We start from the raw sequence: 13,477 nt of genomic DNA on the forward strand, positions 1-13,477 counted from the left end.
CTTATGTCTTAAATTAGCCAATTGCGGACATTAGTTCTTGAGTTACTAAAGGCTGTTCAGAACCTAAAGCAGACTTAATTTACTCATTAAGCCTGCTTTTATAAAAGTGTTTTTTATCTAGAAGGAAAGCCTATATGGGTTCAATCCTTAACTAAATTTAAACTTGTTCCTTTCCTATCAAGCATCCCACTATAACGTGTTAATACAAGTGCAACTAAAACAACAATTGCGCCTACCCAAGGTGTATTCATTAAGCCATGTGCAGCAACAATATTGCCTCCTCCCCATGCACCAATTGCAATACCAACATTAAAAGCGGCGATATTTAACCCTGATGCTACATCTACGGCATCTGGCGTGTGCGTTTCGGCTAATTTAACTACGTAAACCTGTAAGCCGGGTACGTTTCCAAAAGCAAATGCTCCCCAAACCAAAATAGTTACCACAGCTGTAATTGGGTTGTAAGCGGTAAAGCTCAACATAAATAATATGCCTGCAAGACCTGCAAAAATGATTGTTAAGACTTTAATTGGGCCATAATTATCAGCCATTTTACCGCCCCAGATATTGCCGACAGCAACTGACACACCATAAACTAAAAGTATCAAAGCAACAGAGCTTGAATCAAAACCACTCACTTCATTTAGGATAGGAGCTAAGTAAGTAAATGCGATGAAAGTTCCACCGTAACCAATAGCCGTAATCGCATAAACTAATAGTAATCGAGGGTGAGTTAATACTCTTAACTGTGCTGTAATGTTAGTTGGCTTAGCTTGTTTTAAATTATTAGGCACTAATATCGCACTACCAATCATGGCTAATAAACCTAAAATAGATACAGTTAAAAAGGTCGCTTCCCAGCCAAAAATTTGACCAATATAAGTGCCTAGAGGAACTCCTGTGACTAAGGCCACTGTTAATCCTGTAAACATAATTGCAATAGCACTTGCACCTTTTTCTTTAGGCACTAAACCTGTCGCAATGGTCGAGCCTATTGAAAAGAAAACACCATGTGCTAACCCTGTTAGAATTCGGGCTATTATCAGCGCATCAAAACTTGGTGCTTGCCAAGCCACTAAGTTACCAATAACAAACAAACCCATAACCGATAGCAACACATGTTTTCTGTTCCATCTACTGGTTAGCGCTGTTAACACAGGTGCGCCAATAGCTACGCCTAAAGCATAAAGACTTACCAATAAACCCGCTGACGGTATTGATACATTAAGGTCTTGTGCCATTGTTGGCAATAATCCAACAATTACGAATTCTGTTGTTCCTATAGCAAAGGCGCTAAGCGCTAATGCTATCAATGCGAGTGGCATGATAATCTCCAAATAAGTTTATTTAATAGATATAAAGTAAGGCGTTAAATTAAATCGCTTCCTTTATTTGTTGACGCCATTATTAACTGATAAACTTTTGTGATAAATAGCACTATTTGCAAATTACTTTTGTAATAAATGAGGTTAATTTGAGTTTGAAAACACGATCTGATGACTTAGAGATTTTATTAGCTGTCATTGAATTTGGTGGCTTCTCTGCCGCAGCTGATGCACTTAATATTCAAGTAGCTCGCATATCCCGCTCAGTGACTAAAATTGAAAAAGCACTTAACACAGCTATTTTAATTAGAACAACTAGGCGAGTGATGCTGACAGATGAAGGGAAAAAATTTATCGATGCGGTGAGCATAGGTTTACAACAAATCCAAAGTGCGGAATCAGACCTTATTGTTAAAGGGAAAGTGCCGCAAGGTAAATTACGTGTCGATGCTGTGAGTCCTTTTGTATTTCACCAATTAACACCCCATATGAGTGCGTTTACTAAGGCTTACCCTGAAATAGAGATTGAACTGAACTCTAACGAAGGGATCGTTGATTTAATTGAAAAACGCACTGATGTAGCAATAAGAATTGGCAAACTAGAAGATTCAACTCTACATGCTAGCGCCTTAGGAAAAAGCCCGATTTTTATTGTCGCATCACCTGAATATATTGCACAAAATGGCTTACCAAAAACGCCTGATGACCTTAAAAGTCATAAATTAATCGGTTTCTCAAATATCAAATCACTCAACCAATGGCCTGTAAAAGGCTTGAATAGCGTAAATCCGACTATGACAGCGAGTAATGGAGAAACCATTCGCCAGCTAGCTTTATCTGGAAGCGGTATCACTTGTTTATCTGGTTTTATGGTTAATACCGATATTGCATCAGGTCGGCTAATATCGCTTCTGGAGCCATATAGGCTATTTGGTACTGATCGTGAGTTAGTAAATGCTGTTTACTATAAATCTTCAGCGGTTGCAGAAAGGGTTACTGCATTTATTGAATTTATTAGGCCGAGATTAACATTGTAATGATTTATGTTTGTGTCTGTTTTGCCGCTTGGCGTTAGATAAATAAATGCTAATGTCAGCTAACGTATCAAAGGAGCTTTAACTAAGATGATCTCCCTTCCTCGCTTACTAGCTATTTAGACTCTCTGTTGACCTACTTAACTTTACGGTTTGCTCAACCCCAAAATTAAACATTATATGAAGTTGAAATATAGGTAACTACGACTAAGCACTATAAACAACTGCTGCAGCAATAATTAACGCTGCGGCTATTACGCTATAAACCAGATGTTGATTTTGCTTCTTTTGCGCCGCTAACATTTCACGCATTAATTGTGCTTGCTGGTGTTGGTTTTCTTTGCCTGATTTTAAATAATCATAAATTAAATCAGGTATTTCAGGTAGTTTTTCATTCCAGAATGGAAGGTTTTCTTTCACTTTAGCAAATACTGCTTTTACGCCCATTTGCTCTTTTACCCAGTTTTCTAAAAATGGCTTAGCGGTTTGCCATAAGTCTAACTGAGGATATAACTGACGACCTAAGCCTTCAATATAGAGTAAGGTTTTTTGTAACAATACCAATTGTGGCTGCACTTCCATATTAAAGCGGCGTGCGGTATTAAAAAGATTAACCAATACCTGCCCAAAAGAAATTTCTGATAACGGCTTATTAAAAATAGGCTCGCAAACTGTACGAATAGCAAATTCAAACTCATCAACGCTGGTATTATGTGGCACCCAGCCCGAATCAACATGTAACTGCGCGACTTTACGATAATCGCGATTAAAAAAGGCGACAAAATTCTCCGCTAAATAGCGTTTATCTTCTCGGTTTAACGTACCAACAATACCGCAATCAATGGCAATCCACGTTGGATCTTCTGGTGTAGTTGCATCAACAAAAACATTACCTGGGTGCATATCTGCATGAAAGAAGCTATCGCGAAAAACTTGGGTGAAAAAGGTTTCTACGCCACGCTCTGCTAGCAGTTTCATATTAACGCCAAGGGCGTTTAGTTTATCAACCTCACCGACACCTATGCCGTAAATTCGTTCCATCACTAAAACGTTTTTTGATGAATACTCACTGTAAATTTTCGGCACATACAGTGCTTTGTCAAACTCACTGCCTTGCGTAAAGTTACGCTTTAATTGAATGGCATTAGCCGCTTCGCGATTTAAATCAAGCTCATCGAGAATGGTTTTTCGGTATTCGTTAACCACTTCTTTCGGGCGTAAGCGCTTTCCATCGGGTAACCAACGCGCGACAATACCAGCAAATAAGGTCATCACCTTAATGTCAGCTAAAATAGTTTTATCAATATTGGGACGCAGTACTTTAATGACGATTTTTTCTTGTACGCCCTCTTCAGTTAATGTCGCTGTGTGTACTTGCGCAATAGAAGCAGAGGCTAAAGGTAGCAGCTCAAAATCATGAATATGTTGCTCAAACGCGTCTTTACCTAAAGAATCAATAATTAGCTGCTTAGCTTGCTCACCCGAAAAGGGTTTTACTTGATCTTGTAATAACGCGAGTTCATCTGCGAGTTCAGGTGGTAATAAATCACGACGCGTAGAAAGCATTTGCCCAAATTTAATAAACACTGGGCCTAAACTTTCAATCGCAAGTCTAAAGCGTTGCTCTGGGCTTTTGTCTTTATGCTTGTTACGCAGCCAAAAAATGCAAGCCCTTGCCAATTTAGCATACCAAGGGAGTAAGTGCTTAGGCACCATGTCATCTACACCAAAGTGTAAAAAGGTTTTCACTATGTGATAAAGGCGTAAACTACTCACGAGAGGTTTGATCTTCCTATTAGGTTACTTAACGGGGGCATCGTTATTTGCTGAAGCTAAGGTTTTTTCTAATTTTTCCATGCGTTCAGATAAAGTATTTACCTGCTGTGCAGTCGCAATAACAGATTGATTAAATTGACTTAACTGCCCTTTAGTAACAATTAGTCTTTTTTCATGAACTAAGTATTCAACAATATCACTCTCGACACTTTTGTTCGTTGCCTTCATTTTTTTGGTAATTTTATTACCAAACTGTACCGCTTTATGTGTTGGTACATCACCAATGTGTTTCGCTATTTCACTTTGCCAGTCAATATCAAGCTGCTGCGCTATCGTCGCAAATTGCTGAGCAATTTTAATATCGCCTTCAACATCTAATTCACCCGCTTTAATCAGTTGAGTGATTTGCTGTTCGGCGTTAATTTTTTTTAACGTTTGAATACTCGTATAAATAGTACAATCACTGCGCTCTGTCGTACTGCCAACAATAATTGACTTATGTTCGCTTTGACTAGCCTGTAAGTTGCTACAAACACTAAAACTTAACGGAAATTTTAATTCAGCTAAGTGTACTGTTAACGTACTTTCATTTAATGTGTTTAGCGCTACTTTGTTTGTACTTAAGCTCAATGCTTTATTAACAATATATTCAATTACAGCACTTAATACCTGAGGTAATAATAGCTGCTGTGATATTTGCGACATAAGGCTCATGACTAAAATTTATAACCTTTATGCAACGCAACAACACCACCGGTTAGGTTTTTATAACTGGTTTGCTCAAACCCAGCCTCATCCATCATTGTTTTTAAGGTTTCTTGATCCGGGTGCATACGAATAGACTCAGCTAAATATTGGTAACTATCGCCATCTTTAGCTACTAATTCACCCATTTTAGGTAATACGTTAAATGAATAAAAATCGTAAGCTTTGCTAACAACATCATGTTCTGGTTTAGAAAATTCTAAAACTAATAAACGACCACCAGGTTTTAACACTGAATAAATAGAACGTAATGCTTTATCTTTGTCGGTAACATTACGTAAACCAAAGGCGATGGTAACAATATCAAAGGTATTTTCTTCAAATGGTAGGTATTCAGCATTGGCTTGCACATATTCAATATTTTGCACTAAACCTTTATCACGTAATTTATCGCGACCCACATTTAACATTGAACTATTGATATCAGCTAAAACCACTTGACCATTACGACCCACTAACTGTGAGAATTTTGCCGTTAAGTCGCCAGTTCCACCTGCTAAATCAAGTACTTTGTTTCCTGGTCTTACGCCACTGGCATCAATCGTAAAGCGCTTCCATAAACGGTGGATACCAAATGACATCAAATCATTCATAACATCATATTGCTTAGCAACAGAATGGAAAACCCCAGCAACCATAGAAACTTTGTCTTCTTTTTCTATAGTTTTATAACCAAAATGAGTAGTGCTGTCGTTAGCACCATTAGAAGGGGATTGTTGATCAATAGCAGAGTTATTTTGCTCTGTATTTTTATCTAATGTTGACATGATTATTTCACTTAAAACGATAATTAGCGATAGTTTACTGTATGCATGCTAAATCACCAAATACCCATCTGGTTTTTTCTTGATCTATACCAATATTAATAGCGTTTAATACAATAAATTCACACATAAAATCGCTTTAATCATTAGAAACCTGCAATAATTCTGTAACAAAACAACAAACATGAAATAAAATTACATTATTTGCTTGCACCATTAGAGCTAGTACTCTATAATTCTCTTCGTTCCCTTATACGGACGCTTGTTGTAATAATTGAATATTCTAGCTTTCCTCATAGCTAACTCACCGGTGGCAATTGCTACCGGTTTTTTTTGCCTAAAATTTACCACGCTCTCCTCTCAAGCACTTTTATTTCAACAGTACCTTGTTATCTCAGCCTATTAATTGTTAACAACAACATATACACTCAATGCAAGCACCAACATCATTGCAATTATAGGGAAGTTTATCGTGAGAAAACCTGTGCTCCTTTTATTAAGTTGTTATCTCGCATTATCTGGGTGTGTAGTGTTACCAGTAACGGATAGCGGCTACATCAATCAGTGCGAAATTTCTAGCGACCGAAAATATCTAAAAGTGGTAGATATCGCTAAAGGCTCAAATAGCTACTATTCCATTAGTGGTATTATTTTATTACCAATATCAGGTGTGGTATCGGGCGTTTATGTCGGGGTAAATAATATTTACCACCTTGGAGAAGAAACAATCAGATGTAGTAGTACGACAAAGGGTAGTACAGAAATATCTTAATCGAGGTTAGAATTAAATAGCTTGAGTTGGAGAGAAGTGGTACAAAATTACTACAAACAAGTGCTTTACAACAATAGAGTTATCACTCTATAATTATTTAGTTCTTAAGCGAACACTTATTGTAATAATTTTTCTAGCTTCCCCATAAGCTAATGTGCCGATGCCATTTATGTCATCGGCTTTTTTATAGCTACGAGAAAGTATGACAGTACCTATGATAGTTCGAGGTTGTCTGCTTCATCTTGAATAAAGTCGTCTTGTGCTAACCAATCACAAATAACAACATCAGCTTGCTCGGCACCGGTGCGCTTTAATGATGAGAAGGCTTGTACTCGAATATCAGCATTTAATGTTGCTAGGGCTTTTTTCACCTTTAAGACTTCTGCGCTTCGCTTACCTTGAGATAATTTGTCACACTTAGTTAATAAAGCCAGTACAGGTAGATCACTATCGGCTGCCCATTGAATAAGATCCATATCTAAATCTTTTAATGGGTGACGAATATCCATTAATACCACTAACCCTTTAAGGCTATCGCGCTTTTCTAAATATTCGCCTAGTGCTTTTTGCCATTTCTTTTTCATTTCTAACGGCACTTTAGCAAAACCGTAACCCGGTAAATCAATCAAACGTTTATTCTCGGCAACTTCAAAAACGTTAATAAGTTGGGTACGTCCTGGGGTTTTACTGATACGAGCTAACCCATTTTGGTTAGTTAATGTATTTAATGCACTCGATTTACCGGCATTTGAACGACCAGCAAAAGCAACTTCAATACCTGTATCTTCAGGTAAACGACGAATATCAGGTGCACTTAAAGTAAAAGTGGCTTTGCTTAAATGGATCTTTGTAGAAGACAAGAGCTTAACTCGTTAAAAAATTTTCCGCATTATAGCGTTTTTCTTGTACTTTTATTATTAAAAAACACATAAAAAGTTAAAATACGTAGATTTTATCAGGATTTTTACTCTGTCGCTCTTACACCGTACAAATATTAGTGTAAAATGCGGTCACTTTTTTAAAATAATTACTTAGTACTTTTTTATCATTTTTTAATTAGATAGCGACTATACTACTCAAATAAGCTGTGTAATTAATGACAAGCAGAGAGCAACTCAATGAAAAAAATTATCTTTTCGCTATTTTTAGCTATAGGTTCAATAAGTGCTGCACAAGCACTAGAAGGCGATGCCGCCGCTGGTAAAACAAAAGCTGCAACATGTGCGGCTTGTCATGGTGCGACTGGTATTAGTGCTATTCCAAACTACCCTAACCTTGCCGGACAAAACAGCGCTTATATTATTAAGCAGTTAACCGACTTTAAAGCAGGCACTCGTTCAGACCCTCTAATGTCACCAATGGCAGCTAATTTATCTGAGCAAGATATGGCCGACGTGGCAGCATATTTCTCAGGCATTCCTCGTTCAGGCGAAGTGGTAGCGGCAACAGGCGATGCTCCAGCGGGCGCAGCGCCAGTTGCTGGTAATGTTGAAATAGTTGCCTCAACACCTGCTTCAGCAATTTATAAAGGCGATGTGAGTGCTGGTAAAACAAAAGCGGCAACGTGTGCTGCGTGTCATGGTGCTGACGGTAATAGCTTAGTTCCTATGTACCCAAGTTTAGCCGGTCAAAGTGCTAACTATATTGCGAAACAATTACACGATTTTAAATCGGGTGATCGTAACGACCCGGTTATGGCTGGTATGGTTGCGGCATTAAGCGAAGAAGATATGCATGACTTAGCCGCTTTCTTTGCCGTTCAAGCACCTAAAGCGGGTACTGGTGAAGGTAGTGACTTAGGTAAAAAACTATACTTCAGTGGTGATGCCGCTAAAGGTATTACCGCTTGTATCGCCTGTCATGGTGTTAATGGTAAAGGCATGCAACAAGCTGGCTTCCCTGCAATCGCAGGTCAAAGTAAAGATTACTTGAAGAAGCAATTAGCGACTTTCCGTGATGGTAGTCGTGCCAATGACAACAACGGCATTATGCGCAACATTGCTATTAAATTATCTGATGCTGATATTGAAGAAGTAACTCAATATATGTCATCTTTAAAATAAGTGCTCAATATTCACTTATAAACTAATCTATATAAAGCAGCGTTTATCGCTGCTTTTTTTTCTTTAAAATTAATTAAAGCAGATATTAACAGCTGTGATATGACACAAAAAAAACAACCGAAACAGTGGGTAGCATGTCAGCAATGTGATGCATTGTTTGACAAGCCTTCATTAAAACAAGGACAAAGTGCTAAATGTACTCGTTGTGGCAGCGTTTTAGTTGAACGTAAAGTCGACTCTATTGAGCGTAGCTTTCACTGGTCTCTAGCGAGTTTAATATTAATGTTACCTGCTATTTTACTACCTTTAATGGGGGTGACTTTAGCCGGACAACACCATCAAGCCTCACTATTTGATTGTGTATTAGTACTGATAGAACGTGACTTTTTTATGATTGCCAGCTTGTTGTTTTTATTTGCTATTGCCGTGCCAATAGTCAGGCTCTCCGGCGCTTTATACTTATCGTACAGTTTTAAATTTAACCGTTTAAAACCATCATTACTTAATTTTTTTCGGGCATATCATCATTTAGATCACTGGGCTATGCTTAATGTTTTTATGCTAGGGATTGTTGTCTCTATGTATAAATTACTTGATGACACAGAGCTTTCTGTTAATTTAGGCTTATTATCTTTTATTTTATGGCTGGTATGTTCAACCATGGCATCAGCAGCACTCGATCAAGATTATATTTGGGAAGAACTAGAACAAGCATTTCTCGAACCAAATACTACCGATGAAATAGCATAAATGAGAACCGCTAAAAGCAAGGGCTTAGCGTTGTGCCCCAAGTGCCATAAAGTCAATAAGGTTGTGAGTGAACCTATACAATGTAGTCGTTGCATGGGGTCTTTTTATCAACGAAAATATAACAGCCTGCAATACACTTTTGCATGGAACTTAGCTGCCTTACTCGCCTTTATTCCAGCAAACCTATATCCGATAATGGTAGTTTATCAGCTAGGTGTGCCGAAAGAGGCAACTATACTCTCGGGTATTGGTGAGTTTATTGACCATGGTTTATACCCTATCGCCGTTATTATATTTACCGCCAGTATTATTGTACCGCTGATGAAAATAATTGGCTTATTTGTGCTGGTTTATAAAGTACATACTGGAATGCGCTTAAAACCAAACAAACATAGTAAAATTTATCATATACTTGAATTTTTAGGGCCATGGTCAATGTTAGATGTATTTGTCGTAGCTTTGATGGTAACCATTGTTGAACTAGGCTTTGTTACCTCCGTTGCTGCTGGGCCTGCTATTAACTACTTTACCATTACCGTTATTTTTACCATGTTTGCTGCCAATAGTTTTGATCCTCGGCTGTTATGGGATAAAAAAGAAATACAATCAAAGGAAAAAAATGCACTCAAAACAACATAACCCAGTAGTTCCGCCTCAAAACCAAGCCGAGGTTGTACCACGCAAAGGGGTTTCTATTATTTGGTTTGTACCTTTTATTGCCTTAATTTTTGGACTTTGGTTAACCATTAAGGTTATTTCAGAGCAAGGCACATTTATCACCATTAAATTTGATAATGGTGCAGGTATTGTTCCTAATAAAACCGAAGTACGGTACAAAGGCTTAGTTACCGGCTTAGTAAAAAAGGTATTACCATCAAGCGACTTAAGCCAAGTAATTGCTGAAGTAGAAATTTCACGAGACTTTAGTGATTATTTAACGACCGACACAAAATTTTGGTTGGTCAGTGCTGATATTTCCCTACAAGGTATTTCAGGTTTAGATACTTTAATTTCAGGTAGTTACATTAACATTTTACCTGACACCAACCAATCAGCCGACAGTCAAGACAGCTTTATTGCGCTAACCGAGCCACCTGAGCTTGATATGACCACACCAGGTTTACATTTAACCTTAGAAACCGACGTTTTAGGCTCAATAGGCGAGAACTCTCCTATTAGCTTCAAACAAATTCCTATTGGCCATGTAACTAGCTATCATTATATTGAAAGTCGTAAAAAAATTGCGATTAATGTTTTTATTAAGCCTGAGCACGCACACTTAATCAAAGAGAACTCCCTATTTTACAATACCAGTGGCGTACAAGTTACCGCTTCATTGTCTGCTGGTTTAAAAATAAACACCGACTCTATCGCTTCTATCATGGCTGGTGGAATTGCCGTCGACACCTTAAGTTACCAAGCAGATTTAGCGCCAGCTAAAAATGGTAGAGTATACCCGTTACACCCTGATTTTCAGTCTGCTGAAATGGGACACGAAATTGAGTTAACCTTAGATTGGAATTCAGGCATTGATCATAACGCCGCAATTTTATACCAAGGCTTAACCATTGGTGTAATTGAGTCATTTAGTAAAATTGACCCTGTAAGTCGTAAGATAACCGCTAAAGCGAAAGTAAACCCCAGAGTTGCACCTTACTTAACAGAGCAATCACAATTTTATATTGTTGCACCACAGCTAGGTCTAACAGGTGTGTCTAATGCAAAAACGTTACTGACCGGGGCTTACGTAAGTATAAGGCCTTCACTTGCTGGCAAGCCCACTAATAAGTTTAGTGTATTCAATAGCCAACCACCTTACAAATATAGTGAGCCAGGTTTGCATTTAATGCTTAATGCAATAGACAGAAACTCGCTACAAGTCGGTAGTGAAGTTTATTATAAGCAACAAGTTGTCGGTAATGTGCAAGCAATTGAAACCTTAGCTCCGGCAAAGCACTTAATTCATATTCATATACAACCTGAGCATAGTCATTACGTTACCAATACTAGTCATTTTTATAATAATTCAGGTTTACAAATAAAAGCCAGTTTACAAGGCGTAAATATACAAGCCCAGTCTTTACAAAGTATATTAACGGGTGGTATTTCATTTACTAACAATGAGCAAGAAACAGCTACTAACAGCAACAGCTCTCAAGTAAATAATGGTGATAAATTTAAGTTATTTACTAACGACAAGTTAGCTAAACACCGAGCCAACTTTACCTTAACAACCAAAATATCCACTGAAGTAGATGTTAATACACGTATTTTATATCGTGGTGTTGAGGTTGGTGCCATTCATAATATTGACTATCATGGCAACAACAAACAGTTACAAGTGGGCTTGTTGCCTGAATATGATTATATTTTGAAAGCCCAATCACAATTTTGGTTAGTTAAGCCTAATTTAAGCTTATCGGGCGCCACCGATACTAACGCTTTGCTAGGTGGAACTTATATTACCTTTAATGTCGGTCAAGGCGATAATGCATCAGCATTTAACCTACTTACTAATCCGCCTGCTAAGCATGCCAGCGCACAAGGCTTACAGCTAACGTTAATCGCCGACCACGCTAGCGTTGCAACCCCAGGTAGCGCAGTAAGCTATAGAGGCGTTGTTGTTGGCCAAGTTGATAATGTCTGCCTAGACAAAACAAGTGATAAAATTCATATCAACCTGAGTATTGATGAAGAACACCAGCAACTCATCCAGCAAAATAGTCGTTTTTATAACGCTAGTGGTTTAACCGTATCTGGTGGTATTAGTGACTTTGTTGTGAAAACTGAATCTATCGATAGTATTTTACGTGGTGGTCTAAGCTTTTATAACCCAAGCCAAAGTGAAAAAGGTGAAGTGCAAGTTGATGAGCTAACACAGTTCAAGTTGTTCAAGCACATCGAACAAGCTAAAAGCGCAGGCTTGAATATTAGCATTCATTTTGATGACGCTAGCGGATTAAAAGTAAATAGCAAAGTTATTTATCAAGAACAAGAAGTTGGCGTTATTGAACGCTTAAGCTTTCAACCAAATCACCAAGGCGTCATTGCACAAGTTTTATTAAATGACCTCGGTAGCCAATATGCCAAACAAGGCACGCAATTTTGGAAAGTAGAGCCCGAGCTTGGTCTAGTGGGTTCAAAAAATGTCGGCGCTTTACTCGATGGCGCTTTTATTGCGTTATTGCCAAACATTAATACAGACAATGAAAGTCAAAAGCATTTTAATGCGCTCGCTTTACCACCAACAGTTACCGCATTACCTTACGGCTTAAATGTAAAACTAACCAGCAAACGTTTAGGCTCAGTACGTATTGGTAACCCTGTACTTTATCGACAAGTTACCGTCGGTAAGGTCATTGGCATTGGTTTGTCTGATAACGCCGATAGTGTTGACGTATTTATTAATATTGCAGAGCGCTACGCTCCATTAGTGAACGATACCAGTAAATTTTGGAATGCAAGCGGGCTAAGCGTAGAGGCGGGTTTATTTTCTGGTGTTTCTATTGACTCAGAATCAATTGAAACATTAATTGCGGGAGGTATTGCCTTTGCGACTCCTCAAAGCCAGAGTAATAATGATGAGTTACCTGTTTTCATTTTACACCAAGAACCCGAGAATGAATGGTTATCATGGCAAACTAAAATTCCATTAATGCCTTTGGCTCCTTAGCGTCTTCGAACATTTTTTTACTGGCTAAACATTAAATATTGCTATATTGGAGAGCATCAGGTTAGTTAGCTAGTAGAGAAACGCTGTCCTTGTCATATTATTTAACCTGAACTCGGTTTAAGAGATATTTAACAAATTGAAATATAAGAAAAATTACTTTTCTGAGTCTCTAGCTTGATAGTTTTTCTTAATTCAAGGCAAATTTCGCGTCAATAGCTGGCCTATTGCAAGTAAATTTAACGAAGAAGTTAGGAAAAGTAGTTGCTAGAGAAACATTTGTTAAGCCGAGCTCAGGTTATTTACAGCGTCTAAAAGTAAACTTTTTTGATACTACTCGTGTTATACCTGTATATATTGAGCAATTAGCCATGTGTTGCATTACGCATTGAATCACACATGAAAATTTTAATAAAAAAATGGGGCATTTAAGCCCAATGCCGATCAGTTAAGAGAATGATCGGTTGACCGATCCAAACGATCATGCAAAATCCGTAGTTAGGAAACTAACTACGGATTTTTTTTGTGAATATTGAACAAGCATTACAGACCACACTT

At 37.9% G+C, this 13,477-nt stretch carries 10 protein-coding genes and 1 pseudogene; 6 read left to right on the plus strand and 5 right to left on the minus strand.

Features of this window, described 5'->3' with window-relative positions; translation table 11 throughout:
- Window positions 1-140: 140 nt before the first annotated feature.
- Window positions 141-1,325, minus strand: coding sequence for an MFS transporter (locus ABD005_RS17485; RefSeq protein ID WP_343819017.1), 1,185 nt, complete (start codon window positions 1,323-1,325; stop codon window positions 141-143).
- A 155-nt stretch (window positions 1,326-1,480) separates the two neighbouring features.
- Here ABD005_RS17485 and ABD005_RS17490 point away from each other — a divergent pair, with 155 nt between their 5' ends.
- Window positions 1,481-2,362 carry a LysR family transcriptional regulator gene (locus ABD005_RS17490; RefSeq protein WP_343819018.1) on the plus strand — a complete coding sequence of 294 codons (882 nt, stop codon included), beginning with the start codon at window positions 1,481-1,483 and terminating at the stop codon, window positions 2,360-2,362.
- A 204-nt stretch (window positions 2,363-2,566) separates the two neighbouring features.
- Here the strand turns inward: ABD005_RS17490 and ubiB are convergent, their stop codons facing one another.
- The 4 genes from ubiB to yihA form a co-directional block, all read right to left on the minus strand.
- Window positions 2,567-4,135, minus strand: a complete 1,569-nt coding sequence (gene ubiB / locus ABD005_RS17495; RefSeq protein WP_343819019.1) for a ubiquinone biosynthesis regulatory protein kinase UbiB — start codon at window positions 4,133-4,135, stop codon at window positions 2,567-2,569.
- A gap of 24 nt (window positions 4,136-4,159) precedes the next feature.
- The gene (locus ABD005_RS17500; RefSeq protein ID WP_343819020.1) at window positions 4,160-4,840 is read right to left on the minus strand and encodes a ubiquinone biosynthesis accessory factor UbiJ; all 681 of its coding nucleotides are present in this window, start codon (window positions 4,838-4,840) and stop codon (window positions 4,160-4,162) included.
- Window positions 4,841-4,851: 11 nt separating this feature from the next.
- On the minus strand, window positions 4,852-5,667 hold the full coding sequence (gene ubiE / locus ABD005_RS17505; RefSeq protein ID WP_215981627.1) for a bifunctional demethylmenaquinone methyltransferase/2-methoxy-6-polyprenyl-1,4-benzoquinol methylase UbiE: 816 nt from the start codon (window positions 5,665-5,667) through the stop codon (window positions 4,852-4,854).
- A 981-nt stretch (window positions 5,668-6,648) separates the two neighbouring features.
- The gene (gene yihA / locus ABD005_RS17510; RefSeq protein WP_215981628.1) at window positions 6,649-7,296 is read right to left on the minus strand and encodes a ribosome biogenesis GTP-binding protein YihA/YsxC; all 648 of its coding nucleotides are present in this window, start codon (window positions 7,294-7,296) and stop codon (window positions 6,649-6,651) included.
- 258 nt (window positions 7,297-7,554) lie between these two features.
- Between yihA and ABD005_RS18205 the strand changes: the two are divergent.
- From ABD005_RS18205 to ABD005_RS17530, 5 genes and pseudogenes are all read left to right on the plus strand, one after another.
- Window positions 7,555-7,830, plus strand: a pseudogene (locus ABD005_RS18205) (c-type cytochrome); the annotation flags it as partial.
- A gap of 99 nt (window positions 7,831-7,929) precedes the next feature.
- Window positions 7,930-8,499, plus strand: a complete 570-nt coding sequence (locus ABD005_RS18210) for a c-type cytochrome (protein WP_425544915.1) — start codon at window positions 7,930-7,932, stop codon at window positions 8,497-8,499.
- Window positions 8,500-8,598: 99 nt separating this feature from the next.
- Window positions 8,599-9,249: a paraquat-inducible protein A gene (locus ABD005_RS17520; protein WP_343819022.1), complete on the plus strand. Its 651-nt coding sequence runs from the start codon at window positions 8,599-8,601 to the stop codon at window positions 9,247-9,249.
- A gap of 93 nt (window positions 9,250-9,342) precedes the next feature.
- Complete coding sequence (locus tag ABD005_RS17525) at window positions 9,343-9,888, plus strand: paraquat-inducible protein A (RefSeq protein ID WP_252739045.1); 546 nt, start codon at window positions 9,343-9,345, stop codon at window positions 9,886-9,888.
- A complete protein-coding gene (locus tag ABD005_RS17530; RefSeq protein ID WP_343819024.1) occupies window positions 9,869-12,922 on the plus strand; it encodes a PqiB family protein in 3,054 nt (1,017 codons plus the stop codon). Before ABD005_RS17525 ends, ABD005_RS17530 begins: the two co-directional genes overlap by 20 nt.
- Window positions 12,923-13,477 lie beyond the last annotated feature (555 nt).

Source organism: Colwellia asteriadis, from assembly GCF_039523295.1.
GTDB classification, from domain to species: Bacteria; Pseudomonadota; Gammaproteobacteria; order Enterobacterales; family Alteromonadaceae; genus Colwellia; species Colwellia asteriadis.

What these genes read in the sequence shown, in the direction of transcription:
- ABD005_RS17500 (WP_343819020.1), bottom strand. Translation starts at nt 4,840, where the DNA reads ATGTCGCAAATATCACAGCAGCTATTATTACCTCAGGTATTAAGTGCT.
- ABD005_RS17525 (WP_252739045.1), top strand. Translation starts at nt 9,343, where the DNA reads ATGGGGTCTTTTTATCAACGAAAATATAACAGCCTGCAATACACTTTT.
- ABD005_RS17485 (WP_343819017.1), bottom strand. Translation starts at nt 1,325, where the DNA reads ATGCCACTCGCATTGATAGCATTAGCGCTTAGCGCCTTTGCTATAGGA.
- ABD005_RS17520 (WP_343819022.1), top strand. Translation starts at nt 8,599, where the DNA reads ATGACACAAAAAAAACAACCGAAACAGTGGGTAGCATGTCAGCAATGT.
- ABD005_RS17530 (WP_343819024.1), top strand. Translation starts at nt 9,869, where the DNA reads ATGCACTCAAAACAACATAACCCAGTAGTTCCGCCTCAAAACCAAGCC.
- ubiE (WP_215981627.1), bottom strand. Translation starts at nt 5,667, where the DNA reads ATGTCAACATTAGATAAAAATACAGAGCAAAATAACTCTGCTATTGAT.